This is a genomic window from Bradyrhizobium sp. CCBAU 51753 (assembly GCF_015291565.1).
Classification (GTDB): Bacteria; Pseudomonadota; Alphaproteobacteria; order Rhizobiales; family Xanthobacteraceae; genus Bradyrhizobium; species Bradyrhizobium ivorense.
Map to the genome: position 1 here is coordinate 5,548,215 of NZ_CP030037.1, position 26,503 is coordinate 5,574,717.

The window sequence follows — 26,503 nt, forward strand, 5'->3', positions numbered from 1 at the left end:
CTGATCGTTTCCCGCTTACTTCGGACGCTTCGCGCCGTACTTCGAACGGCGCTGCTTACGGTTCTTGACGCCCTGGGTATCCAGCACGCCGCGGAGGATGTGGTAGCGCACGCCGGGCAAGTCCTTGACGCGGCCGCCGCGGATCATGACCACCGAGTGCTCCTGCAGGTTGTGGCCCTCACCCGGAATGTAGCCGATCACCTCGAAGCCGTTGGTCAGGCGCACCTTGGCGACCTTACGAAGCGCCGAGTTCGGCTTCTTCGGGGTCGTGGTGTAGACGCGCGTGCACACGCCGCGCTTCTGCGGCGACTGCTGCAGCGCCGGCACCTTCTTGCGCGACTTCTGCACTTCACGTGGTTTTGCGATCAGCTGGTTGATCGTCGGCATGCAGCCTTCACCCTCTTAGTTCGCGCGAAACCCCGAACGGCTCCGCCAATTCTTCGCGGGAACAACCGTCCCGTACGGTCCGTCCGGCGCGGGAACAAACACCCACGCAAAACGAAATCGCGCCAACCACCCATCGCTGAGCGGAAAGCGCTTCGACGCCACAGAGGACCCCGATCCCGAACTGCTCAGCGTTCGCTGTTCAGTCCGCCACCGAGGTCATGCATCCGAATTCACTCTCAAGAGGACTTGCTCAAGAGAACTAGTATCGTCCTGGCATTGCCTAGCTATCATCGACAGCGTTTGAGCGGCATTCGTCGAGGTTGGTGCCCGATCCGGCCAAAAAGGCCTTCCGGGTGCTCCGTTCCGACGCTGGCGTAGCTCACCGCCTGTCGTTAAGTGCGCGCCTTGTATAATCGAGAGATAGTGAAGTCAAGCAAAACGACAAGCAAGAAACGCCTCTGGCGCTTGCATATTTCGCATTTCGTCAGCGCTTGGTTCGAGGGCGGATTATGACAATGCCGCCGCTGCCCGCGACTCGCCGGAGCCCTCCCCGGCTCCCGCCCGGGAAGCCATTTTACCCGGGCAAAACATGAACAGAAACAACTCTCCCAAACTTAGACGCCAAAGCAACCCCCGAAACTAAGCCTTTATTTGCCATTCGCAGGGCAAATCTGGGGGTCTTCGGCGCGGAAACCTCTCATGCGGTACACCGACATCGCAATCATTGGCGGAGGTCTCGCGGGCTCGACCGCCGCCGCAATGCTCGGCCGCGCCGGGATTCCGAGCCTGTTGATCGACCCGCACCACGTCTATCCGTTCGATTTCCGGGTCGAGAAAATCGGCGGAGATATGCAGCTGGCGCGATTCGAGCGGACCGGGATTGCCGAGTCCGTGCTGCGTTCGGCGACGGTGGACGGCGAGAACTGGATCGCGCGATTCGGCCATCTGCTCGACCGGCAGCCGAGCCGGCAGCACGGCATCATGTACGACGCGCTGATCCGCGCGATCAGGGCCGAAATCACGGCGCCCGCGGAATTCATCTGCGACAAGGTGGTCAATGTCGCGACCAGCTTCGAGCGGCAGCGGCTTGTGCTGGCCAGCGGCGAGGAGATCTCGGCGCGGCTGGTGGTGCTCGCCAACGGCCTCAATGTCGGGCTGCGCCGGATGCTCGGGATCGAGCGGCAGGTCACCAGCCACTGCCACTCGATCTCGATCGGCTTCGATTTCGTGCCGGTGGGCCAACCCGCCTTCCCGTTCGCGGCCATGACCTATTTCTCGGAGCGGCCGAGCGACCTGATTCCCTACATCACGCTGTTCCCGGTCGAGAACCGGATGCGTGCCAACCTGTTCACTTATCGCCCGGCCGACGATCTCTGGCTGCGCGCGATGCGGCATAACCCGGTCGAGACGCTGAACGCCGCGCTGCCACGGCTGCGGCGGCTCACCGGCGAGTTCGACATCGCGGGCGACGTCAAGATCCGGCCCGCCGATATCTATGTCTCAACCGGCTATCGGCAGCCGGGCGTGGTGCTGGTCGGCGATGCCTTCGCCAGCACCTGCCCGGTCACCGGCACCGGAACCGACAAGGTGTTCACCGACGTGGCGCAGCTTTGCAACGTCCACATCCCGGCCTGGCTTGCGAGCGACGGCATGGGCCTGGAGAAGATCGCGGCGTTCTATGACGACCCGGTCAAGACCGAATGCGACGCCTGGTCGAACGCCAAGGCCTTCAACTTCCGCCAGGTGTCGATCGGCCGCGGGCCGTACTGGCAGGCCCAGCGCTGGGCGCGGTTTTTCGGCTATCTCGGCCGCGGCACACTGCGCCGGCTGCGCGGCCCGTCGGCCGCGCGGCCGGTCAGCCAGATGCGGCAGGATTTGTCCGTCGCGGAGGCGCCGGAACGACGGCGGACGGCAGGGGCACGACCGGCGCGGTAGCGGTGGCGGCAGCACTGCGCCGCCGATCACTCCTCGTCGTCTTCGTCCTCGTCCTCTTCATCCTCCGCGTCGTCATCCTCATCTTCGTCGCCGTGGTGCAGGTGGCCCTGGTCGTCCCATAGCCTGCGGTAGACGCCGTCTTTCGCCAGCAGTTCGGCATGCGAGCCGCGCTCGATGGCCCGGCCGCCGGAGATCACGATGATCTCGTCCATCTCGACCACCGAGGTCAGGCGATGCGTCGACCAGATCATGGTGCGGCCCTTGGCGACGTTGAGCAGCGTGCGGTTGATCGCGGCCTCCGTGGTCTGGTCGAGCGCCGAGGTCGCCTCGTCGAGCAGCAGCACGGAGGGATTGCGGATGATCGCGCGCGCGATCGCGATGCGCTGGCGCTGGCCGCCCGACAGCGTATCGCCGCGCTCGCCGACCGGCGTGTCGTAGCCTTCCGGAAGGCTCATGATGAAGCCGTGGATCTCGGCCTTTTTGGCGGCGTCCTCGACCTCCGCGTCATCGGCGCCCTCCTTGCCGAGCCGGATGTTCTCGCGGATCGACATGTTGAACAGCATGTTCTCCTGGAACACGACCGCCATGCTCGCGCGCAGCGATTCCCGCGTCACCCGGCGGATGTCGACGCCGTCGATGGCGACGCGGCCCTCGTCCGGCACGTAGAGCCGCAGGATCAGGTTGATCAGCGTGCTCTTGCCGGAGCCGCTGGGACCGACGATCGCGATGCTTCTGCCGGCATTGAGCTTGAGGCTGAGATTGTCCAGTACCGGCGCCTGAGCCCCCTCATAGCTGAAGGTAACGCGGTCGAAGCTGATGTTGTTGGTGATGCGCGGCAGATCGGGTGCGCCGGCCCGGTCGGCGCCGCGGGTCGGCTCGTCGAGCAGTTCCTGGATGTGCTGCACCGCCGCCGCCGACTGGATCGACACAGGGATGAAGTGCATCAGGTGGGCGATGTTGTAGGACACCTCCCAGAACGCGCTCTCGAAGGTGACGAAGGTGCCGACCGTGATCTGGCCCTTGGTCGCGAGATAGGCGCCGATCGCCAGCACCACGAGGTGCAGCAACAGCACCGCGATGGTGACCGTGCGCTCCACCATGGTCGACAGGAACATGGCGGAGGCCGCCTTGGTCCGGACGTCGCGGTTGCGCATGGTGAACCAGCCGAGCGCCCGGCGCTGCAGGTTGAACGCCTTCACCACCGCCTGCGCGGCGACGTTCTCCTGCACCGTGGCGAGCAGCGCCGCCTCGTTCTGCTTCTGCTCGTAATTGGCCTGCACCGCCTTGGGGGTGAGGATGCGCGGCCCGATTAGCGTGATCGGGAAGACCAGCAGCGCGACCGCGGCGAGCTGCCAGTTCAGGAACAGCATCAGGATGATGCCGGCGATCAGTTCCAGGAACGGCAGCGCCGCGCTGTTGGCAAAAGTCTTGACCGAGCCCTCGAACGCCGAGAGATCGATCGAGAAGCGCGACAGGATCTCGCCGCGCTTGGTGCGCGCGAAATAGGCCGACGGCAGGTTCTGGACATGCTCGAAGATGCGGGTTCGGACGTCGGCGATGATGCCGGCGGCAAGCCGCGCATCCCAGCGCTCGTACCAGACCGCGATGATCGAGGTGACGATGCCGGCGACCGCCAGCACGCCGAGGATCTTGTAGAGGGCCTGGAAATCCTCCTCGCCGAGCGCGTCGTCGATCAGGAACTTCAGGCTCAGCGGCATGATGACGTTGAACAACGTCTCGACCATCACGCCGAAGGCGACAAAGGTGAACGGCTTCTTGTAGTTCGCCAGGATCGGCCGGACGAAGGCGTACAGCGTCGAGAGCGCGCCGGCGGCTTCCTTGGCGGTGAAGACGACGAGGTCCTCGTCGTCATCATCGTCGTCGAGCTCAAGCTCGTCGTCGTCATCGTCCTCGTCGTCATCCGCGGGCGCGGCGGATGGCTTGGCGGAGGCGGCAGGTCCGGGCGGTGTCGCGAGCTTCTTCTTCAGCTCGAGATCGTCGGCATTGGCCGGATCCGGGTTGTCAGATGCGGGAGGCTTTGGCGCCATGAACCAACCGATGCTCCACGGCCGGCATGACCGCAAATCGAAATCGCAAGCGGCGAACGCCGCGGCCGCGATCCTATGCGATCAGGATGAATTCGGCAAAGCGTTTGGACCGGCCGGTGCGGCGCGCTCCAAAGTCTTGGCGCGGCCGCTTGACAGTTCTTTGACGCGCGACGGCCCGCCCCGCGTCACCTCGCTAGTCGTCGTCCTCGTCCTCGACCTTGTCGAAGAAGGAATAGCGCAGGCTTTCGGAGTCGGCGTACCACTGCCCCGGCCCCTTGCCCGCGGCAAGGGTCAGCGCCCACACCGCATCGGTGACGTCGCGGCGGTGCATCGACAGGTCAAAGCCGTTGCCGAAGAACAGCTCCGACCATTCCCACCAGGTGCCGAGCTTCTTCACCCCGCGCAACAGGTCGTAGCGATCGATCAGCGCCGGCGGCATGTCCGAGGTGATCGAGCCGAACACCAGGCCGGTCTTGACCACGCGGTTGAGCTCGCGCACGCCGCGCACCACCTGCTTTTCGCCGAGATGGCACAGCGAGGTCTCGAACACGAAATCGAACTCCTCGGCCTTGAACGGCAGATCGGTGATCGAGCCGAGCTTGTTGTACTTCCTGAGCGCCTTCGGCGTCCTGCCGTGGATGTAGCGGTTGTTCTCGATGCCCCAGGCATCGATGCCGCGCTCGCGCAGCGCGCCGACCAGCTCGCCGCTGGCGGAGCCCGCAACCAAAAGCTTGTAGCCCTTCGCCCTGCCCCAGACCGTCTTGATCAGGTCCATCAGATAGGCCGGATCGGCGAAATTGTGCCAGACTTCACTGTAGGGACCGACGCCGCGGTAGTTCTCGAAATAGCCGCGGTCGATCTTGTCGGACGGGCTCGCGGTGCCCTGCGCGCGGGCGCGGCGCAGCCGCATCATCTCGGTGACGATGATGTCGGTCGCAGCATCCGAGGAGTCGAGCAGCCCGTTCAGCGTCGAATCGAACAGATAGTCGCCGACCACCACGATGCCGGGATGCTGCTTCGGCTCTGGGCGGTGGTTGGTCATGACGTCGCGCACCGGCAGGCCGCCCGGCAGCGCGTTGACCGACGACAGCCAGCGATGGATCTTGCCTTCGAGGAAATGCGCACGCGCATCGCCGAGCGAGGCCGGCAGTGACTTCAGCGCGGCGTCGATCAGTTCCTGGTCGGAAAGATTGGCAAAGGCCAGCGCGTCGGAGCCCGCGATCAGCCAGTTCAGCACGCCGTGTTTGCCGACGTCGTGGCGCGCGCCCTCGTTGTAGACGCAGCAGCCGCCGAAGGCTTCCGACATGAACCAGGCGCCCGGGATCTTCTCGCCCCAGAACGGCTCGTCGAACAGGATAGAGACACGCAGATAGTGCGCGGGCCGGTCGAAATAGGCGATGTGCTTGACCATCGACTGGCGCAGCTGCTCGCCGTCCCAGCGCATGGTGGCGAGCCAGGAATGCGGCAGGCAGACCAGCACGAGGTCGAAGTCGCGCGTCTCCGGGCCCTTGCCGTTCATCATGTTGAGCTGATAGCGGCCGCTCTCGGTCTTGCCGACCTTGAGGACGCGATGGTTGAGCTGGATGTCGGCGGTGACCTCGGCGCGCAGGCAATCGATCAGCTGCTCGTTGCCGTTCTGGATCGAGTACAGGCCGATATAGCCGTCGACGTCCATCACGTAGTTCTTCAGCGCGTTGAGACCGTTGGTGTTGTGGCTCTCGGTCGCGATGTCGGAGCGCGCCATCACCTTGAAGAAGCGCTTGGCGACGGGGTCGTCGACCTCCTCGTCGAGGATCTGCTCGGCGGTCTTGTAGGCCCAGGGATGCTCGTTGTCGTGGGCGCCGATGCCTTCATAGTACTCGATCGGCGACACCAGTTTGGCGCAGCGCTCGCGGAACGCCTCGATTGCGGCGGCGGTCTTCGCGCCGTATTTGCGGCGCATGCCCGGAACGTCGCCGAGCAGCTCGCCGTCGAGCTGCACCTGCTCGGCGTCCATCGGGATGGTCTGCAGACCGAAATGCTGGATCAGCTCGCGCAGCGGATCCGGCCCGGTCATCGAGTAGTCATAGATCTCGGCAACGCCCGCCTCGTACATCGCGGGCGCGGTCTCGAACTTGCGCGTCAAGACCTTGCCGCCGAGCCGGTCGGAGGCTTCGAAGATCGTCACGCGGCAGAGGTCGCCGAGTTTGCGCTTCAGATACCAGGCGCTCATCAGCCCCCCGGGGCCGCCGCCAACGATTGCCAGATCAAGCATTGTGGATTCCGTCGTCTCCGGCGCTGCCGCGCGGCCGGTCTAATTCAGCGTAGCAAAAGCACTTTTGCGGCTGAAGGAAAGATGAACAAAGCGCGTCCCTGCACCGCAGCAAGCAAAGAAAGCAGCAAAAAGGCCGGCACAATGCCGGCCTTCTCGCTCAGTACCGTAGTCTTGCGGATGCCTATTCCGCCGGCGGCAGCGCCAGCGGCTCCGCTTCCGGGGCCGTCGGCACGATCGCCGCCTGCTTCTCGCGCTCGTCGAGGATCAGCTTGTCGCGCTTGACCGCGACCTCGCGGATCCGCGCCATCGAGGCGCCGGTGCCGGCCGGGATCAGGCGGCCGACGATGACGTTCTCCTTGAGGCCTTCGAGCGGGTCCACCTTGCCGTTGACGGCAGCTTCGGTGAGCACGCGCGTGGTCTCCTGGAACGACGCCGCCGAGAAGAACGAGCGGGTCTGCAGGCTCGCCTTGGTGATGCCGAGCAGAACTGGCGTTCCCGTGGCGACCTTCTTGCCCTCTTCCTTGGCCTTGGTGTTGAGCGCGTCGAACTCGATCTTGTCGACCTGCTCGCCCGCGATCATGTCGGTGTCGCCCTGATCGGTGACCTCGACCTTCTGCAGCATCTGACGGACAATCACCTCGATGTGCTTGTCGTTGATGAGCACGCCCTGCAGCCGGTAGACCTCCTGGATCTCGTTGACCAGATAGGCCGCGAGTTCCTCGATGCCCTTGATCGCCAGAATGTCGTGCGGCGCCGGGTTGCCTTCGACGATGAAATCGCCCTTTTCGACGATGTCGCCGTCCTGCAGATGGATGTGCTTGCCCTTCGGGATCAGGTACTCGCGCGGCTCCTCGGTCTTGTCCATCGGCTCGATCGAGATGCGGCGCTTGTTCTTGTAGTCGCGGCCGAAGCGGATCGTTCCCGCGGTCTCCGCGATGATCGCCGCATCCTTCGGCTTGCGAGCCTCGAACAGTTCCGCCACCCGCGGCAGACCGCCGGTGATGTCACGCGTCTTGGCGCTCTCGGTCGAGATACGCGCCAGGATGTCGCCGGGCATCACCTTCGCGTTGATGTCGACCGACAGAATGGCGTCGACCGACAGCATGTAGCGGGCATCGCCGCCACGCGCGAGCTTCATGATCTTGCCGTCCTTGCCCTTGACCACGATGGCCGGACGCAGGTCCGAGCCGCCGCGGGTCGAGCGCCAGTCGATGACCACACGCTTGGCGATACCGGTCGATTCGTCGAGCGTTTCCGAGATCGACTGGCCCTCGACGAGATCCTCGAACCCGATCGTGCCCTCGACCTCGCTCAGCACCGGGCGGGTATAGGGATCCCACTCGGCGATGCGCTGGCCGCGCTTGACCATGTCGCCCTCGTCGATATGCATCCGCGAACCGTACTGGATACGGTGGGTTGCACGCTCGGCGCCGTCGGCATCGACGATCGCAACGACCATGTTGCGCACCATCGCGATCAAATGGCCTTCGCTGTTGCGGGCGATCGCCTTGTTCTTGATCACGATCTTGCCGTCGAAGTTCGATTCGACGAACGACTGCTCGTTGAGCTGCGCCGCGCCACCGATGTGGAACGTGCGCATCGTCAGCTGGGTGCCGGGCTCGCCGATCGACTGCGCCGCGATGACGCCGACCGCCTCACCGTGGTTGACCGGAGTGCCGCGGGCCAGATCGCGGCCGTAGCACTTGGCGCAGATGCCGTTGATCAGCTCGCAGGTCAGTGCCGAGCGGATCTTCACCTCCTGGATGCCGGCCTGCTGGATCGCGTCGATGTGGCTCTCCTCCATCAGCGTGTCGCGCTTGACGACGACGTTGTTGGTGGCGGGATCGCGCACGTCATCGCAGGCCACGCGGCCCAGGATGCGCGAGCCGAGCGAGGCGACGACCGTGCCGGCATCGACGATGGCGCGCATCTTGATGCCGAGCGTGGTGCCGCAGTCGGTCTGCGTGATGATGCAGTCCTGCGCGACGTCGACCAGGCGGCGGGTCAGGTAGCCGGAGTTCGCGGTCTTCAACGCGGTGTCCGCGAGGCCCTTGCGGGCGCCGTGGGTCGAGTTGAAGTATTCGAGCACCGACAGACCCTCCTTGAAGTTGGAGATGATCGGCGTCTCGATGATCTCGCCCGACGGCTTGGCCATCAGGCCGCGCATGCCGGCGAGCTGGCGCATCTGCGCCGGCGAACCGCGCGCACCGGAGTGCGCCATCATGTAGATCGAGTTGATGTCGGCATCGGCCCCGGCCGCCGTCTTCTTGGTGGCCGAGATCTCCTTCATCATCGCCTTGGCGACTTCTTCACCGGCCTTCGACCAGGCGTCGACGACCTTGTTGTACTTCTCGCCATGGGTGATCAGGCCGTCATTGTACTGCTGCTCGAAATCCTTCGCCAGCGTACGGGTCTGATCGACGATCTTCCACTTCGACGCCGGCACGACCATGTCGTCCTTGCCGAACGAGATGCCGGCCTTGAAGGCGTTGTAGAAGCCGAGCGCCATGATGCGGTCGCAGAAGATCACGGTCTCCTTCTGGCCGCAGTGGCGGTAGACCTGGTCGATGACGCCGGAGATCTCGCGCTTGGTCATCAGCTTGTTGATGATGTCGTACGAGATCTTGGTGCTCTTCGGCAGCAGATTGCCGAGCATGACGCGGCCCGCGGTGGTTTCGATCCAGCGCTTGGACTTGTTGCCGTCCTCGTCGGTGCCTTCCCACCGGTACTTGATCTTGGTGTGGAGGTGAATGACCTTCGAGTGCAGCGCGTGCTCGAGCTCGGCCATGTCGCCGAAGATCTTGCCCTCGCCGGGCAGGCCTTCGCGCATGATCGAGACGTAGTAGAGGCCGAGCACGATGTCCTGCGACGGCACGATGATCGGCTGGCCGTTCGCCGGGTGCAGGATGTTGTTGGTCGACATCATCAGGACGCGCGCTTCCAGCTGCGCTTCGAGCGACAGCGGAACGTGCACGGCCATCTGGTCGCCGTCGAAGTCGGCATTGAAGGCGGCGCAGACCAGCGGATGCAGCTGGATCGCCTTGCCCTCGATCAGCACCGGCTCGAACGCCTGGATGCCCAGGCGATGCAGCGTCGGCGCGCGGTTGAGCAGCACCGGATGCTCGCGGATCACCTCGTCGAGGATATCCCAGACCTCCGGACGCTCCTTCTCGACCAGCTTCTTGGCCTGCTTCACCGTGGTGGAGAGGCCCTTGGCGTCGAGCCGCGAATAGATGAACGGCTTGAACAGCTCGAGCGCCATCTTCTTCGGCAGGCCGCACTGATGCAGGCGCAGCTCGGGACCGACCACGATCACCGAACGGCCCGAATAGTCGACGCGCTTGCCGAGCAGGTTCTGGCGGAACCGACCCTGCTTGCCCTTCAGCATGTCGGCGAGCGACTTCAGCGGACGCTTGTTGGCGCCGGTGATGACGCGGCCGCGGCGGCCGTTGTCGAACAGCGCGTCGACGGCCTCCTGCAGCATGCGCTTTTCGTTGCGGATGATGATGTCAGGCGCGCGCAGCTCCATCAGCCGCTTCAAGCGGTTGTTGCGGTTGATGACGCGGCGGTAGAGGTCGTTGAGATCCGAGGTCGCAAAGCGGCCGCCGTCGAGCGGCACCAGCGGACGCAGGTCCGGCGGGATCACCGGCACGACCGTCATGATCATCCATTCCGGCTTGTTGCCGGAGACGCGGAACGCCTCGACGATCTTGAGCCGCTTGGCGAGCTTCTTGTGCTTGATGTCGGAGTCGGTCTCCGCCATCTCGGCGCGCAGCTGCGCCTCGAGCTTCTCGAGCTCGAGACCCTTGAGCAGCTCGCGGATCGCCTCGGCGCCGATCATGGCGGTGAAGGAATCCTGGCCGTACTCGTCCTGCGCCTTCAGATACTCGTCTTCCGACAAGAGCTGACGGTCCTTCAGCGCGGTGAGGCCCGGCTCCAGCACGACGTAGTATTCAAAGTAGAGGATCCGCTCGAGATCCTTCAGCGTCATGTCGAGCAACAGGCCGATGCGCGACGGCAGCGACTTCAGGAACCAGATGTGGGCAACCGGCGCGGCCAGCTCGATATGGCCCATGCGCTCGCGCCGGACGCGCGACAGCGTCACCTCGACCGAGCACTTTTCGCAGATGATGCCCTTGTACTTCATCCGCTTGTACTTGCCGCACAGGCACTCGTAGTCCTTGATCGGCCCGAAGATGCGCGCGCAGAACAGGCCGTCACGCTCCGGCTTGAAGGTGCGGTAGTTGATGGTCTCCGGCTTCTTGATCTCGCCGTAGGACCACGACAGAATCTTCTCCGGAGACGCGATCGAGATCCGGATCTGGTCAAAGACCTGGGCCGGCGTCGTCGGATTGAAAAGATTCATAATCTCTTGGTTCATGGTCTTCTCCTCGCGTGCCGATCGTCACCGGCAGCAAATTCGAAATTTTGTCTCGCCCGCGCCCCGCTCAACGTCCGAGCGGAGCGCGTAGGCCCGGCGGAACGGCCGGGCAGAAAGTGACGCGTTACTCGGCCGCTTCCGACGTCGGCGCCGGTCCCACCTTGGAATTGTGCAAGTCGACGTTGAGGCCGAGCGAGCGCATTTCCTTGACCAGCACGTTGAACGATTCCGGAATACCGGCCTCGAAGGTGTCGTCGCCGCGCACGATCGCCTCGTACACCTTGGTACGGCCGGCGACGTCGTCCGACTTCACCGTCAGCATCTCCTGCAGCGTGTAGGCGGCGCCGTAGGCTTCGAGCGCCCAGACCTCCATTTCGCCGAAGCGCTGGCCGCCGAACTGCGCCTTGCCGCCCAGCGGCTGCTGGGTGACGAGCGAGTACGGACCGATCGAACGCGCGTGGATCTTGTCGTCCACCAGGTGGTGCAGCTTGAGCATGTAGATGTAGCCCATCGTCACCTTGCGATCGAACGGATCGCCGGTGCGGCCGTCATAGACGGTCGACTGGCCGGAGGCGTCGAAGCCCGCGAGCTTCAGCATCTCCTCGATGTCGGCCTCCTTGGCGCCGTCGAACACCGGGGTGGCGATCGGCACGCCGTGGCTCAGATTGCGGCCGAGCTCGACCAGCTCGTTGTCGTTCAGCGAGCGGATGGTTTCATCCTCGCCGTAGATCTTCTTCAGGGTCTCGCGCAGCGGCTTGAGATCCTGCTTCTGATAGTAGGCGTCGATGGTCTGGCCGATGCGCTTGCCGAGACCGGCGCAGGCCCAGCCCAGATGCGTCTCCAGAATCTGGCCGACGTTCATGCGCGAGGGCACGCCGAGCGGGTTGAGCACGATGTCGGCATGGGTGCCGTCCTCGAGGAACGGCATGTCCTCGATCGGCACGATCTTCGACACCACGCCCTTGTTGCCGTGACGGCCGGCCATCTTGTCGCCGGGCTGGATCTTGCGCTTCACCGCGACGAAGACCTTGACCATCTTCATCACGCCGGGCGGCAGCTCGTCGCCACGCTGCAGCTTCTCGACCTTGTCGAGGAAGCGCTGCTCGAGGCCCTTCTTCGACTCGTCGTACTGCTTCCGCATGGCCTCGATCTCGGCCATCAGCTTGTCGTTCGGCGAGGCGAACAGCCACCACTGCGACTTCGGATACTCGTCGAGCACCGCACGGGTGATCTTGGTATCCTTCTTGAAGCCCTTTGGACCGGCGATGCCCTGGCGGTTCTCCAGGAGCTCGGCGAGGCGGTTGTAGACGTTGCGGTCCAGGATCGCCTGCTCGTCGTCGCGGTCCTTGGCCAGACGCTCGATCTCCTCGCGCTCGATCGCCAGCGCACGCTCGTCCTTGTCGACGCCGTGGCGGTTGAACACGCGGACTTCCACGATGGTGCCCTGCACGCCCGGAGGCACGCGCAGCGAGGTATCGCGGACGTCGGAGGCCTTCTCGCCGAAGATGGCGCGGAGCAGCTTCTCTTCCGGCGTCATCGGGCTCTCGCCCTTCGGCGTGATCTTGCCGACGAGAATGTCGCCGGCGCGGACTTCCGCACCGATGTAGACGATGCCGGCTTCGTCGAGGTTCTTCAGCGCTTCTTCCGAGACGTTCGGAATGTCGCGGGTGATTTCCTCGGGGCCCAGCTTGGTGTCGCGGGCCATCACCTCGAACTCCTCGATGTGGATCGAGGTGAAGACGTCGTCCTTCACGATCCGCTCAGAGAGCAGGATCGAGTCTTCGAAGTTGTAGCCGTTCCACGGCATGAACGCGACCAGCACGTTGCGGCCGAGCGCGAGCTCGCCGAGATCGGTCGACGGACCGTCGGCGATGATGTCGCCCTTCTTGACGATGTCGCCGACCTTCACCAGCGGACGCTGGTTGATGCAGGTCGACTGGTTGGAGCGCTGGTACTTCATCAGCCGGTAGATATCGACGCCCGACTTGGTCGGATCGAGATCCTCGGTGGCGCGGATCACGACGCGGGTGGCGTCGATCTGGTCGATCACGCCGGAGCGGCGCGCGGCGATCGCGGCGCCCGAGTCACGGGCCACCACGCCTTCCATGCCGGTGCCGACGAACGGCGCCTCGGCGCGAACCAGCGGCACCGCCTGGCGCTGCATGTTCGAGCCCATCAGCGCGCGGTTGGCGTCGTCGTTCTCGAGGAACGGGATCAGCGCTGCGGCGACCGAAACCAGCTGTTTCGGCGACACGTCCATGTAGTCGACCTTGTCCGGCGTCACCGGCAGCACTTCGCCGGCGTGACGGCAGACCACGAGGTCCTCGGTGAAGCGGCCCTTCGGGTCGAGCGGCACGTTGGCCTGCGCGACGCGGTAGCGCCCCTCCTCCATCGCCGAGAGGTAGACCACCTCGTCGGTGACGCGGCCGTCCTTGATCTTGCGATAGGGCGTCTCGACGAAGCCGTACTTGTTGACGCGCGCGAACGTCGCCAGCGAGTTGATCAGACCGATGTTCGGGCCTTCCGGCGTCTCGATCGGGCAGATGCGGCCGTAATGCGTCGGATGCACGTCGCGGACCTCGAAGCCGGCGCGCTCGCGGGTCAGACCGCCCGGGCCGAGCGCCGACAGGCGCCGCTTGTGGGTGATCTCCGACAGCGGGTTGGTCTGGTCCATGAACTGCGACAGCTGCGAGGAGCCGAAGAACTCACGCACCGCAGCCGCGGCGGGCTTGGCGTTGATCAGGTCCTGCGGCATCACGGTGTCGATGTCGACGCTCGACATGCGCTCCTTGATGGCGCGTTCCATGCGCAGCAGGCCGATCCGGTACTGGTTCTCCATGAGCTCGCCGACCGAGCGCACCCGGCGGTTGCCGAGGTGGTCGATGTCGTCGATCTCGCCCTTGCCGTCGCGCAGGTCGACCAGCGTCTTGATGACCGCCAGGATGTCTTCCTTGCGCAGCGTGCGATGGGTGTCGGGCGCATCGAGCTCGAGGCGCATGTTCATCTTGACGCGGCCGACCGCGGACAGGTCGTAACGCTCGGCGTCGAAGAACAGCGACTGGAACATGGCCTGCGCCGAATCCAGCGTCGGCGGCTCGCCCGGACGCATCACGCGGTAGATGTCGAACAGCGCGTCCTCACGCGTCATGTTCTTGTCGGCCGAGAGCGTGTTGCGGATGTAGGCGCCGACATTGACGTGGTCGATGTCGAGCAGCGGCAGCTCCTTGTAGCCCTGCTCGTTGAGCAGCTTCATCGACTTGTCGGTGATCTCCTCGCCGGCCTCGGCGTAGATCTCGCCGGTCTTCGGGTTGACGAGGTCCTCGGCGAGGTAGTTGCCGACCAGCTCCTCGTCCGACATGCGCAGCGCCTTGAGGCCCTTCTCCTGCAGCAGGCGGGCCTGGCGCACGGTCAGCTTCTTGCCGGCCTCGAGCACCACCTTGCCGGTGTCGGCGTCGATCAGGTCGTTGACGGTCGAATAGCCGCGGAAACGGTTGGCGTCGAACGGCACGCGCCAGCCTTCCTTGGTCCGCTTGTAGGTGATCTTCTTGTAGAAGGTCGACAGGATCTGCTCGCCGTCGAGACCGAGCGCATACATCAGCGAGGTCACGGGGATCTTGCGGCGGCGGTCGATGCGCGCGAACACGATGTCCTTGGCGTCGAACTCGATGTCGAGCCAGGACCCGCGATACGGAATCACGCGCGCGGCAAACAGGAGCTTGCCGGACGAATGGGTCTTGCCCTTGTCGTGGTCGAAGAACACGCCGGGCGAACGGTGCATCTGCGAGACGATGACGCGCTCGGTGCCGTTGACGACGAAGGTGCCGTTCATCGTCATGAGCGGAATGTCGCCCATGTAGACGTCCTGCTCCTTGATGTCCTTGACGGACTTGGCGCCGGTTTCCTCGTCGATATCGAACACGATCAGGCGCAGCGTCACCTTGAGCGGCGCAGCGAAGGTCATGCCGCGCTGGCGGCACTCGTCGACGTCATATTTCGGCGGCTCGAATTCGTAGCGGACGAATTCGAGCATCGAGGTGCCGGAGAAGTCCGAGATCGGGAACACCGAGCGGAACACCGCCTGCAGGCCCTCGTCCGGCCGACCGCCGGTCGGCTCGTCGACCATCAGGAACTGGTCGTAGGACGCCTTCTGAACCTCGATGAGGTTCGGCATCTCGGCGACTTCCTTGATGTGACCGAAAAACTTGCGTACGCGTTTGCGACCGGTGAATGTCTGCTGCGCCATCGTGGCCTCTCATTTTCGTCGCCTTTGAGGGGCGAACCTTCCGGGACACGACTGCCATCGGCCCCCGGGTTGAATTTCGCATCGTTTCGAAGGAACGAAGCCAAAGTTCAGGAATTAAATCCCCAACCCGGTCCCGCGGTCTCCAAAACGCAAAACGACGCGCGAGGCGCATTGCTGCACCCGCTCGTCAAATCGTTCCGCTTCACGGACTGAAAAAGCCCGAAATCTGACTGTCTCCCAACGGCTTACGCCGGGAACCCTGCCGTTCCCGTCGCCGACCGTGTTTTTCCGCTGCCAACCCGATATGGGGAGGCAATAATGGAGATTCGAGGGTTAAGTCCACGCATCCCCACACTTTCTTGTGTCCGGCGCCCGACGCGACCACCTGCCGCACGCCGTTTGCATGGCCCGGGAGCGCCGTGTGGCGCTCCCGGATCGCGCATTACTTGAGCTCGACCTTGGCGCCAGCCTTCTCGAGCTGGGCCTTGATCTTGTCGGCTTCGTCCTTGTTGACGCCTTCCTTGACCGGCTTCGGAGCGCCTTCGACGAGGTCCTTGGCTTCCTTCAGACCGAGGCCAGTGATGGCGCGGACTTCCTTGATGACCTCGATCTTCTTGTCGCCGGCGGCAGCCAGCACGACGGTGAAGTCGGTCTTCTCTTCAGCCGGAGCAGCGGCGCCACCGCCACCAGCAGCCGGGCCGGCCACCGCGACGGCGGCAGCGGCGGAAACGCCCCACTTTTCTTCGAGGAGCTTCGCGAGTTCGGCGGCTTCGAGCACGGTGAGGCTCGAGAGGTCGTCGACGATTTTCTGCAAGTCAGCCATTGATCAGTTCCTTAAACGTTTGGTTCGAACCAGGTTTGAGATTAGCGAAGGGGTCAGGCCGCTTCGCCCTTTGAGGCATGAGCCTGAATGACGCGTGCGAGCTTGGCCGCGGGCGCGTTGGACAGCTGAGCGAGCTTGGTCGCCGGCGCCACGATGAGGCCCACGATCTTGCCGCGCAGTTCGTCGAGCGACGGCAGTGAGGCAAGCGCCTTCACGCTGTCGACATTCAGGACGGTTTTACCCATCGAGCCGCCGAGGATGACGAACTTCTCGTTCGCCTTGGCGAATTCGATGGCAACCTTTGGCGCCGCGACCGGATCGTTGGAAGTTGCGATCACGGTCGGCCCCTTCAGCAGGGAGCCGACGGCAGCGACGTCAGTGCCTTCAAGAGCAATTTTGGCGAGACGGTTCTTCGAGACCTTCACCGACGCGCCCGCCTGCTTCATCTGCGAACGCAGCTTCTGCATCTGGGCCACGGTGAGGCCGGAATAGTGAGCAACGATCGCGACGCCCGTGGTCTTGAAGACCTCGTTGAGCTGTTCGACCGCCTCTTTTTTTGCCGCTCGTTCCACAGCAAGCTCTCTCCGGTTGGCGGCCTTTCCGCGAGGCAGGACCGCCGGGTTGCACCCATCGTCCTGCCCAAAACCTGATTCCTCGGGGCCAGGGCCCTTCGGACATGCCGGGCAAGACGACATCTAGAAGCCTGCCCTCCCAAGACCTTGCGGCCCTGGGCTGTCGAGGTTCGAACCAAATCAGCCTCCAGCCGCGAAGCGCGACCTGGAGTGCGAAATCCGGTCTTCACCCGTCTATGCAGGCCATGCGATTAAGCCGTTGAAAACAAGAAGTTCTCGCGGGCGCCTGCAGTCTCGGACAGGATCGGGCTATCGGCCGAAGCCGAACACCCTGCTCTCATTCCACTTGAGCCGACGGGTCTCCTTCCTTTCGAGCATCCTTGCGGGCATGCGGAAAGGAATGATCTCCTATCATCTCAGGTTTTCGGAATGCGAGCACGGACATGCCAGCAAGTGCCAGCACGCCCGGAAGGCGTTATCTAGCCGGTATCGCCGGACTTGCCAAGAGCAAAATTCAGACCAGTTTCATTTAGCCTGTGGAAGCCGGCCGCGGCGCCGGAACCGGTTTCGATCAGGCGCCCCGCACTTCATACGGCAGCGGCTTTCCGGCGAAGAACGCGTCGAGATTGGCCAGCACGCAGTCCTGCATCGCGACATGGGATTCGAGAGTGTGGCCACCGAGATGCGGCGACAACACGACGTTCGGCAGCGCGGTCAGCGCATCGGGCGCGTGCGGCTCGCTGGCGAAGACGTCGAGGCCGGCGCCGGCGATGGTTCCATCGGTCAGCGCCGCGACCAGCGCCGGCTGGTCGATCACCGAGCCGCGCGAGATGTTGACCACAAAACCGTTGCTGCCGAGCCGGCGCAGGATCTCGGCGTCGACCGCATGGACATTGTCGGCACCGGCGCGGACCGCGATCATCAAGATGCTGCACCAGTCGGCGAGTGCCTCCAGGCTCGGCAAATACTGATACGGCAGGTCGTACCGGGTGCGGCTGAAGTAGCCGATTTCGGTCTCGAAGGCGGCAACCCGGGCCGCGATCTTGCGGCCGATTTCGCCCATGCCGTAGACGCCGACCTTGCGGCCGCGCATCCCGGCCTGCGGCCGCATCATCGGCGACGGTTTGCGGCCGGCCCAGTCGCCGTTGCGAACATAGCTGTCGGCCACCGGCAGACGCCGCACCGCTGCCAGCATCAAGGTCACCGCGATGTCGGCGACCGAGGCAGCATTGGCGCCCGGGCTGTTGCCGACCACGATTCCGCGCTGGGCGGCGGCCGCCAGATCGATGCCGTCATAGCCGGTGCCGTAGCAGACGATCGCGCCGAGCTTCGGCAGCGTGTCCATGACATCGCCGCCGAGCGGCGCACCGCCGGATGCGATCATCGCGCGGATGTCGGCGATCTCGCTGGCCGCGAGCGCCTGGTCCGGACGCTGGCCGGCGGCGTTGAGAATCTCGTAGCGCTCGCCGAAGCGCACCAGTTGAGCCTTGGGAAAGCGCGAATAGACCAGGACCTTGTCGGGCATTGTTCTTGTTTCCTGCGAAAGCCTTCACGCGCCAAAACAAAGGGGCGGAACCGGCAATCCGATCCCGCCCCTCTTTATCTCATTCCGGCAAAAGCCCTCAGCCGAGGATCGTGCCCGGCTCGACCTTCACGCCCGGGCCCATGGTGGAGGAAACCGCCACGCGCTGGATGTAGGTGCCCTTGGAACCGGCCGGCTTCGCCTTGGCGACCGCATCCGCGAGCGCCTTGACGTTCTCGACCAGCTTCTCCTCGGTGAACGAGGCCTTGCCGATGCCGGCCTGCACGATGCCGGCCTTTTCGACACGGAACTCGACCGACCCGCCCTTGGCGCCCTTCACGGCCGAGGTGACGTCCATGGTGACGGTGCCGATCTTCGGGTTCGGCATCATGCCACGCGGACCGAGCACCTTACCGAGACGGCCGACCAGCGGCATCATGTCGGGGGTGGCGATGCAACGGTCGAAATCAATCGTGCCGCCCTGCACCTTCTCGACCAGGTCCTCAGCGCCGACCACGTCGGCACCGGCGGCCTTGGCTTCCTCGGCCTTGGCGCCGCGCGCGAACACGCCGACGCGCAGGGTGCGGCCGGTGCCGTTCGGCAGGATCACGACGCCGCGGACCATCTGGTCGGCGTGGCGCGGGTCGACGCCGAGATTGATTGCGATCTCGATCGTCTCGTCGAACTTCGACTTGGCGCGCTCCTTGACCATCTTGATGGCGTCCGCGAGCGGATAGAGGTGTTCGCGGTCGACGCCCTCACGGGCCTTCTTCAAACGCTTTCCGATTGCCATGACCCGCTACCCCGCAACTTCCAGACCCATCGAACGGGCAGAGCCCTCGACCATCTTCATGGCCGACTCGATGGAATCGCAGTTGAGATCCTTCATCTTCTTCTCGGCGATCTCGCGCACCTGCGCCTTGGTCACCTTGCCGGCCTTGTCGCGGCCCGGCGCCTTCGAGCCGGACTGGATCTTGGCAGCCTGCTTGAGGAAGAAGGACATCGGAGGGGTCTTCATCTCGAAGGTGAACGAACGATCGGCGTAGATCGTGATCACCACCGGAATCGGGGTATTCTTCTCTTCCTTCTGGGTCTGGGCGTTGAACGCCTTGCAGAATTCCATGATGTTGAGGCCGCGCTGACCAAGCGCGGGACCGATCGGGGGCGAAGGATTCGCCGCACCGGCCGGGACCTGAAGCTTCAGGTATCCGGTCACTTTCTTTGCCATTCTGTACTCCTGTTATGCCGGACGATGCCGGCGGTTCAGGTTCCGTGGTTCGGTTGAAGGGGCTGGCAAACCGCCTCCTCCCTCCCACGGCCTTATTGACGTGAGGCCGTATACCTCACGCCGCCCGGTCAGACCACCTTTTCGACCTGACCGAATTCCAGCTCGACCGGGGTGGCGCGGCCGAAGATCGACACCGCGACCTTCACGCGCGAGCGCGCCTCGTCGATTTCTTCCACCACGCCCGAGAACGAGGCGAACGGACCATCCGCCACGCGGACGTTCTCGCCGATCTCGAACGACACCGACGCCTTCGGCCGCTCCACGCCCTCCTGCACCTGGTGCAGGATGCGCATCGCCTCGGCCTCCGAGATCGGCATCGGCTTGTTTTCCGCGCCGAGGAAGCCGGTCACCTTCGGGGTGTTCTTGATCAGATGGAACGCCTCGTCGGTCAGCTTCATCTTCACCAGCACATAGCCCGGGAAGAACTTTCGCTCGGCGTCGATCTTGCGGCCGCGGCGGACCTCGGTGACCTTTTCGGTCGGGACCAGCACCTGCTCGAACAGCTCTTCCAGCCCGCGCTGCTTGGCCTGCTCGCGGATCGATTCCGCGACCTTCTTCTCGAAATTCGAGTAGGCGTGGACGATGTACCAGCGCTTGTCCATCACTAGAGTTCCGGTGCTCATCAGTGGATGCCCAGGATCAGGGTAACCAGATAGCGGATGATCTGATCCGCAGCGAAAAAGAAGACCGAGGCCAGCGCCACCATCACGAACACCATGATGGTTGTGATCATCGTCTCGCGGCGCGTCGGCCAGGTGACCTTTGCGGTCTCCGAACGCACTTCCTGCAGGAATTTAAACGGGCTGAAAGCCATCGTTGGGTCCGCGTCCGTCACCGGACTAAGTTGCAAAGTTTCAAGGAATCCGAACAGCCGATCTTGCGGGCCCAGCCCTCATGCGAAGGTTGAGCCAATAAACGAGCTCGATTGTTCGGGGATTTCGGCCGCGCCGGATATCCGTCATTTAAGCGGGCCGGCAGCGAGTGCGGCGTATCTACTGCGTGAACGGCAAAAGGTCAAGATCGGCGCCGCCGCCCCCTGCTCCGGCCGGGCTTGGGGCGGGCGGGCATTGGCCACCTCAAATCAAGGGCTTAGCCGGGTGAGCATCCGGGACGTCCAAGGGCCGAGCTACCGGATATGGCACTTGCGGACCTCCTGCAACTGGCATGTCCACGTCGTCACGGCCGGGTTTGTCCCGGCTTGCCAAAAATGCCGAAAAACAACCCCATGCAAAGTAGCCGGCGGCCGCCGGTCCAGGGGCGCCCAGACCCCGGAGGCGCCATTTTGCTCCCCGGCCAGCGCCCCTCCTAGGCCAGGGCGGGCTCCGGCGGCAGGAGCATCGAGACAAGCAGCCCGCTCGGCTCCCGCGGCTTCAATGCGATGCTGCCGCCATGGCGTTTGGCGATGTCCTGGGCGATCGACAGGCCGAGCCCGAAGCCGCCGCTGTCCTGCCGGGCGCTGTCGGCCTTGAAGAACGGCTCGAACACTTTTTCGCGCAGCGCCGGCGGGATGCCGGGGCCGTCATCGGCCACCTCGATCTCGATATGGTCGGTGGCCGTGGGCCGCAGCGCCACCGTGACCGTGCTGCCGTGCTTGACCGCATTCTCCACGATGTTGGTGACGGCGCGCGACAAGGCGCGGGGCCGGCAGACATATGGCAGCCGGGCCGGGCCGGCATAGGATACCGCATGGCCGGTGTCGGCGAAGTCCGAGCAGATGGTCTGCAGAAAGCTCGGCAGGTCGATGCACGAGAGCGCCTCCGAGCGCGCATCCTCGCGCAAATAGTCCAGCGTCTCGTTGATCATGCGGGTCATCTTGGCGATGTCGCCGAGCATCGCCGTGCGCAGGGTGTCCTCGCGGACCCGCTCGGAACGCAGCCTGAGCCGGGTCAGCGGCGTTCGCAGGTCGTGGCTGATGGCAGCCAGCATGCGGGTGCGGTCATCGAGCAGCGCCCGGATCCGGGTGCGCATGTCGTTCAGCGCGTCGGCGACCTGAGCGATTTCGAGCGGCCCGCGCCGGCGCAGCGTCTCGGGCGCCCGCGGCGAGCGGCCGAACGAGGTCGCCGCGCTCGCGACTTCGGCGAGCGGCGCGATCACCCACCGCACCGCATAGATCGAGAGCAACAGCATGGAGATCAGCACGACGATCACCATGGCAGCGGCGGGACGCAGCAGAAAGGACCAGAAACCGCCGTCGGTCGCGACGTCGGCAGTCAGCGCGTGACCGTCGTCGAGCTTCACGACCACCTGCGACGATGAACCCGCCGGATGGCGCAGCCCCTCCAGCAACTCGATGCGCGGCTCGGCCGTGAGCTGCCGAAACACCGATCGCAGGGAGAACGGCCGCATCTCTCCGGCCGTTCGCGGCACCAGTTCGCCCAAGGCGACTCGCCTGACGTCGAGACCGCCGCGCCTGGCCGCAGCCAGCAACCCGTCGGCTTCGGCCGGCGTTGCCGTCGAACGCAGCAACTGCGCAAGCTCCGTCACTCTCCCCGCAAGAAACTTCTGCGTGTCGTTGATCGAGGGAGAATCGAACAGAAAAATCACCGTCGCCGCCGCCAGCACGATGCCGATCAGCTCGGACAGCGCGACGAGGGTCATGATCTGCGCGGCGATGCTGCGTGGGATCAGCCGCTGCGCCCATCGCATCAGAGCTGCTCGACTGCAGGCGTGAACACGTAGCCGCCGAGCCGCACCGTCTTGATCATCGAGCGGTCCTTCGGATCGGGCTCGATCTTCTGCCGGATGCGGCTGATATGGACGTCGATGCTGCGCTCGACCGATGCGATCAGGCCGCCGAACGCCTGCTCGATCAGCTGCTCGCGTGACAGCACCTGTCCCGGATTGCGGCAGAACGCCAGCAGCAGGTCGAACTCGGCGCCGGTCAGCGTGATCCGGACACCGGCGGGGTCATGCAGCTCGCGCGTGGTGGGGTTGATGCGCCATCCGGCGAAGGTCAGAGGACGCGGCCGGGACCGCGCTGCGGCGCCGCTCTCGACCCGGCGCAGCAGCGCGCGGATGCGGGCCACCAGCTCGCGCGAATTGAAAGGCTTGGTGACATAGTCGTCGGCACCGAGCTCGAGGCCGAGAATGCGGTCGATGTCCTCGCCGCGCGCCGTCACCATGATGATCGGTATCGACGACGAGGCGCGCAGCCGCCGGCAGATGCTCAGTCCATCCTCCCCCGGCAGCATCACGTCGAGCACGATGAGATCAAAGCTTTCGCGCTTGAGCAGCGCATCCATCTCGACCGCCGAGCCGACCAGCACCGGCCCGAAGCCGCTGTCCTGCAGCACTTCGGCCAGCATCCGCGCGATGTCGGCATCGTCCTCGACGCAGAGAATGCGCGCGTTGGTGACGGGGAAAGTCACGAGGTCGTATTCCACGATTTGCATCACGGCATTTTAGAGGCGTCGGCCGCCAATGCGCAGCGCACAAATATAGCGTTTTGTTAAGCGTGCGCGTCCAAATGTGGCTCAAATAGGTCGCGAATAGGTCGCGCGGTTTCGTGGTCTATATCTGACTTAATATCTCTTAATCCCGGTCCCGGCGGCCCTGCTCTATCGTGGCGTGCGATCGTTCGTGGGGTGAGCGGTCGTCGAGGGGTGACATGAAATTGGAATTTCGACCGGGCGCTGCGGCGGATGCGCAGAGCACGGGACCGGCGTGGCATGACGGCCAGTACAACCGGTCAGCGTCGCTTGCCGGAGCTGCGATCGCGATGGTCGTTTTGACAGGTTGCGCCAGCGCACCGTTGACCAGGGGCGGATCGCTGGCTTCCTACGACAACCTGACGCAGTCCGACGGACTGCTCGCGAAATCGCTGGTTCGCGTCAACAAGGACGACGTGCTTGCGGCGAAGACGGTACGGATCGTGCCGACGACATTCTCCCAGGCCGCATCGCCGACGCTGTCGCAAGAGCAACGACATCTGGTGGCCAACGCGATCGATCGCTCGCTGTGCATGGGCCTGAGCGAGCGGCTTGAAGTCGTCGGTCGCGATCAGCACGCGGACTTGACCGCGCATGCGCTCGTGACCCAGGCAGCGCCGACCGACGAGGTTGCCGCGGGCGCCTCCAAGGTGGTCGGCTTCCTGCCGACCGCGCTCGGCGCCGGCGTGCCGATACCGGTGCCGCGGTTGCCGGTCGGGCTCGGCAGCCTGACGGTCGAAGCCGAGGTGCGCGATCCCGCCAGCCGCCAACAGGCGGCGATGGTCTGGGCCCGCGGCGCCAATTCCTTCACCAACTCGCCGCGGGTCTCGAGCGCCGCTGACGCCTACGACCTCGCCTCCTCGTTCAGTGACGACTTCAGCAAGCTGGTCGTTACCGGCGCGACGCCGTTCGGCAAGGCGCCGGAGTTGCCGTCGTTCGACAAGGTCGGCGCCTCGCTCGGCGGCAAGCCAAAATACGCGGCCTGCGAGACGTTCGGGCGCAATCCCGGCCTGATTGGCATGGCCGCCGGCAAGCTCGGATTGCCGCCGGAGTGGTCGGACAAGGCGCCTGCAGCGACCGGGCAATAGACTCTGCTACCCGGCAAAGCTCTTCTGCACCGCCTGGTCGAGCGTGGCGCCGCCGACATAGCGCTGGCGCAGCTCGCGCTTGAGCAGCTTGCCGCTCGGGTTCTTCGGCAGGCTGTCGACGAAGATGACCTGCTTCGGCACCTTGAAGTGCGCCATCGAGGCCGCGCAGTGCTTGATCACCGCGTCGGCGTCGAGGCTTTGCCCGGCCTTGACCACGACGATCGCCGTCACCGCCTCGATCCAGCGCGGATCGGGCAGCCCGACCACCGCGACTTCAGACACCGCCGGCAGCCGATAGATCATCTCCTCGACTTCGCGGCTTGCGACATTCTCGCCGCCGCTCTTGATCATGTCCTTCACGCGGTCGACCACGGTGATGTAGCCGTCGGCATCGACGGTCGCGAGATCGCCGGAGTGAAACCAGCCGCCCGCGAAGGCCGCCGCGGTCTTCACCGGATCATTGTAGTAGCCGGACAACAGGTGTGGCGAGCGGTGCACGATCTCGCCGACCTCGCCGCCCCTGACGTCGGTCATGTCGGGATTGACCACCCGCGTCTCGACATTGATCGCGGGCTTGCCGGCCGAGCCGGCCTTCGGCAGCTGATCCTCCGGCGTCAGCACGGTCGCGAGCGGCGCGATCTCGGTCTGGCCGTAGAAATTCCAGAATTTGACGTCCGGCAGCCGGCGCTGCAGCTCGAGCAGCACCTCGACCGGCATGATCGAGGCGCCGTAATAACCCTTGCGCAGCGTCGACAGGTCGGTGCGATCGAACGCAGGCGCGCGCAGCATCGCGATCCAGATCGTCGGCGGCGCGAAGAACGCGTTGATCTTGTGGGCCGCGATCAGCGCCAGGATGTTGTCGGCGACCGGCTTGCCGGTGATCAGGCTGGTGGCGCCGAGATAGATCGCGGGCCCGAGAAAGACGTCGAGCTGCGCGCAATGATAGAGCGGAAGCGCGTGCAGCACCGTGTCGTCGGTCGCCATGCCGCCGTCGATGATGCAGCTGACATACTGCCACATCACCGCCTCATGGGTGAGGATCGCGCCTTTCGGCAGCGACTCGGTGCCGCTGGTGTAGATGATCTGCGCGGGATCGCGGCTGTCGACGGACGCGTCGGGCGCCGACGCGTCGCTGTGCAGCAGACCGTCGAACGTCTTGATGCCGTCGGGCGCTGAGGCCGGATCTTCACCCGGCAGCCAGACCAGCGTTTCGACTGCCGAGCCCTTGGCCGCCGCAGCGCGCGCCGTCTCCACGAAATCAGGTCCGACCGCGAGCAGTTTGGCGCCGGAGTTGGCGAGGATGAAATTGATCTCGTCCGGGTTCAGCATGAAATTGATCGGCACCAGGATCGCGCCGATCCGCGCCACCGCGAAGCGGAGCGCGGCAAAGGCGTGCGAATTGCGCGACAGCACGGCGACGCGATCGCCCTTCGCGATGCCAAGGCCGAGCAGGCCGCGCGCGAGGCGGTTGCAGATCGCATCCATCTCCGCAAAGGTCCAGCTCACCTCGCCGCAGATCAGCGCCGTCTTGTTCGGATAGCGCCGCGCCGACCGGCGCAACAGATCGCCGATGCTGTGCTCGCGCGCGCGTTGAATGGTGACTGCGATATCTCCGCTCATCTGTCCCTCCCGAATGTGCTTGTTGTCGTTGTTTTGCCTGCCGTCGCGCCGCCTATTGCCGGGCGGCGTAGGCGTGCTCCATGTAGGTGTGCTCGACCGAGCGATCGAGCGAAGCGATCTTTTCGAAGCCGCGTCGCCAATCCTGCAGGTGGCGACGGGTCCACAACACGCCGGCCGCCTTGTCGCGCCGCTTGATCGCCTCCAGCAGATGGCGATGCGCCTCGACGAGGCGCGCGCCGCCTTCCGGCACGCCGCCTACGATCATCTCGGTGGTCGGAAAGAACAGCTGCGCGGCCGGCTCGCGAGCGAGCTGCAGCACGCGATTCTGCGACGCCTTGGCCAACAGCACGTGAAACTCCGCGTCAAGCTCGGCGAGAACAGCCGGTTTGCCGACCACCTCGGCGCTACGCGCCAGATTGTCGGCGAGCTCCTTGATGTTCTCCTCGGTCGCGCGCTCCACCGCGCCCTCGACGCTTGCGACCTCCAGCGTCATCGACGCCTCGAACAATTCGCGGAACGTCACCTCGTGCAGGATCAGCGCCCGCGACAGCCGGGTGGCGAGCTTGTTGTAGCGCGGCAGGCAGGCCTGCAGCCGGCGACTGGAATCGCGGCGGATCAGCCCGCCCTCCTCGAGCACGCGAATGCCTTCGCGCACGGTCGATCGGTTGACGCCAAACTGCTCGACGAGCTGCTGCTCGGTGCCGATCGGCTCGCCCGGCTTGATCCGGCCGTTGATGATTTCGCGTTCGATCGCGTCGGCGACCTTCTGGTAGGCCGGCGCGACGTCGATGCGGCGGAATAGCGGCGTGGCGGTCACCTCGGGCTCCCGATTGGCGATTGTCCGACAAAGTATAGCAAACCCCTGAAGAGCGTCAAACGAGCCTGTTCAGGGCGAAATGCCGCGCCCGGCCCTG

At 64.7% G+C, this 26,503-nt stretch carries 18 protein-coding genes; 2 read left to right on the forward strand and 16 right to left on the reverse strand.

What is annotated here, in order from left to right; genetic code table 11:
* Positions 1–15 precede the first annotated feature (15 nt).
* Positions 16–387, reverse strand: a complete 372-nt coding sequence (rpsL, locus tag XH93_RS25340; protein ID WP_028168167.1) for a 30S ribosomal protein S12 — start codon at positions 385–387, stop codon at positions 16–18.
* Between the two features lie 699 nt (positions 388–1,086).
* On the opposite strand from rpsL, the gene XH93_RS25345 reads away from it, so the two are divergent.
* Positions 1,087–2,322, forward strand: a complete 1,236-nt coding sequence (locus tag XH93_RS25345) for an NAD(P)/FAD-dependent oxidoreductase (RefSeq protein ID WP_194469564.1) — start codon at positions 1,087–1,089, stop codon at positions 2,320–2,322.
* A 26-nt stretch (positions 2,323–2,348) separates the two neighbouring features.
* On the opposite strand, the gene XH93_RS25350 is transcribed toward XH93_RS25345, so the two are convergent.
* The 13 genes from XH93_RS25350 to XH93_RS25410 all read right to left on the reverse strand — a co-directional run bounded on the left by XH93_RS25350 (position 2,349) and on the right by XH93_RS25410 (position 22,845).
* Positions 2,349–4,370, reverse strand: coding sequence for an ABC transporter ATP-binding protein (locus XH93_RS25350; protein WP_194469565.1), 2,022 nt, complete (start codon positions 4,368–4,370; stop codon positions 2,349–2,351).
* A 193-nt stretch (positions 4,371–4,563) separates the two neighbouring features.
* Positions 4,564–6,624, reverse strand: coding sequence for an FAD-dependent oxidoreductase (locus XH93_RS25355; protein WP_194469566.1), 2,061 nt, complete (start codon positions 6,622–6,624; stop codon positions 4,564–4,566).
* 181 nt (positions 6,625–6,805) lie between these two features.
* A complete protein-coding gene (gene rpoC / locus XH93_RS25360) occupies positions 6,806–11,005 on the reverse strand; it encodes a DNA-directed RNA polymerase subunit beta' (protein WP_194469567.1) in 4,200 nt (1,399 codons plus the stop codon).
* A 124-nt stretch (positions 11,006–11,129) separates the two neighbouring features.
* Positions 11,130–15,248 (reverse strand): DNA-directed RNA polymerase subunit beta, encoded by a 4,119-nt coding sequence (gene rpoB, locus XH93_RS25365; RefSeq protein ID WP_139484341.1) that lies wholly within the window; start codon positions 15,246–15,248, stop codon positions 11,130–11,132.
* 442 nt (positions 15,249–15,690) lie between these two features.
* Positions 15,691–16,071 carry a 50S ribosomal protein L7/L12 gene (gene rplL / locus XH93_RS25370; RefSeq protein ID WP_139484340.1) on the reverse strand — a complete coding sequence of 127 codons (381 nt, stop codon included), beginning with the start codon at positions 16,069–16,071 and terminating at the stop codon, positions 15,691–15,693.
* 53 nt (positions 16,072–16,124) lie between these two features.
* Positions 16,125–16,643: a 50S ribosomal protein L10 gene (gene rplJ / locus XH93_RS25375; RefSeq protein WP_194469568.1), complete on the reverse strand. Its 519-nt coding sequence runs from the start codon at positions 16,641–16,643 to the stop codon at positions 16,125–16,127.
* Positions 16,644–17,214: 571 nt separating this feature from the next.
* The gene (locus XH93_RS25380) at positions 17,215–18,168 is read right to left on the reverse strand and encodes a 2-hydroxyacid dehydrogenase (RefSeq protein ID WP_194469569.1); all 954 of its coding nucleotides are present in this window, start codon (positions 18,166–18,168) and stop codon (positions 17,215–17,217) included.
* Positions 18,169–18,265: 97 nt separating this feature from the next.
* Entirely contained in the window at positions 18,266–18,958 is a 693-nt protein-coding gene (gene rplA, locus XH93_RS25385; RefSeq protein WP_139484337.1) for a 50S ribosomal protein L1, read from the reverse strand.
* A 6-nt stretch (positions 18,959–18,964) separates the two neighbouring features.
* A complete protein-coding gene (gene rplK, locus XH93_RS25390) occupies positions 18,965–19,393 on the reverse strand; it encodes a 50S ribosomal protein L11 (RefSeq protein ID WP_006611824.1) in 429 nt (142 codons plus the stop codon).
* 128 nt (positions 19,394–19,521) lie between these two features.
* Positions 19,522–20,055: a transcription termination/antitermination protein NusG gene (gene nusG, locus XH93_RS25395; protein WP_016840553.1), complete on the reverse strand. Its 534-nt coding sequence runs from the start codon at positions 20,053–20,055 to the stop codon at positions 19,522–19,524.
* A gap of 20 nt (positions 20,056–20,075) precedes the next feature.
* Complete coding sequence (secE, locus tag XH93_RS25400) at positions 20,076–20,267, reverse strand: preprotein translocase subunit SecE (RefSeq protein WP_139484336.1); 192 nt, start codon at positions 20,265–20,267, stop codon at positions 20,076–20,078.
* 491 nt (positions 20,268–20,758) lie between these two features.
* Complete coding sequence (locus XH93_RS25405) at positions 20,759–22,099, reverse strand: ATP-binding protein (protein WP_194469570.1); 1,341 nt, start codon at positions 22,097–22,099, stop codon at positions 20,759–20,761.
* Positions 22,099–22,845 (reverse strand): response regulator, encoded by a 747-nt coding sequence (locus XH93_RS25410; RefSeq protein WP_194469571.1) that lies wholly within the window; start codon positions 22,843–22,845, stop codon positions 22,099–22,101. Before XH93_RS25410 ends, XH93_RS25405 begins: the two co-directional genes overlap by 1 nt.
* A 215-nt stretch (positions 22,846–23,060) precedes the next feature.
* Here XH93_RS25410 and XH93_RS25415 point away from each other — a divergent pair, with 215 nt between their 5' ends.
* Complete coding sequence (locus tag XH93_RS25415) at positions 23,061–23,969, forward strand: DUF3313 domain-containing protein (protein WP_194469572.1); 909 nt, start codon at positions 23,061–23,063, stop codon at positions 23,967–23,969.
* Positions 23,970–23,975: 6 nt separating this feature from the next.
* Here XH93_RS25415 and XH93_RS25420 read toward each other — a convergent pair whose 3' ends face one another.
* Both XH93_RS25420 and XH93_RS25425 read right to left on the reverse strand, forming a co-directional pair.
* Positions 23,976–25,589, reverse strand: coding sequence for an acyl-CoA synthetase (locus XH93_RS25420; RefSeq protein ID WP_194469573.1), 1,614 nt, complete (start codon positions 25,587–25,589; stop codon positions 23,976–23,978).
* A gap of 52 nt (positions 25,590–25,641) precedes the next feature.
* Positions 25,642–26,406, reverse strand: coding sequence for a FadR/GntR family transcriptional regulator (locus XH93_RS25425; RefSeq protein ID WP_194469574.1), 765 nt, complete (start codon positions 26,404–26,406; stop codon positions 25,642–25,644).
* Positions 26,407–26,503: the final 97 nt, after the last annotated feature.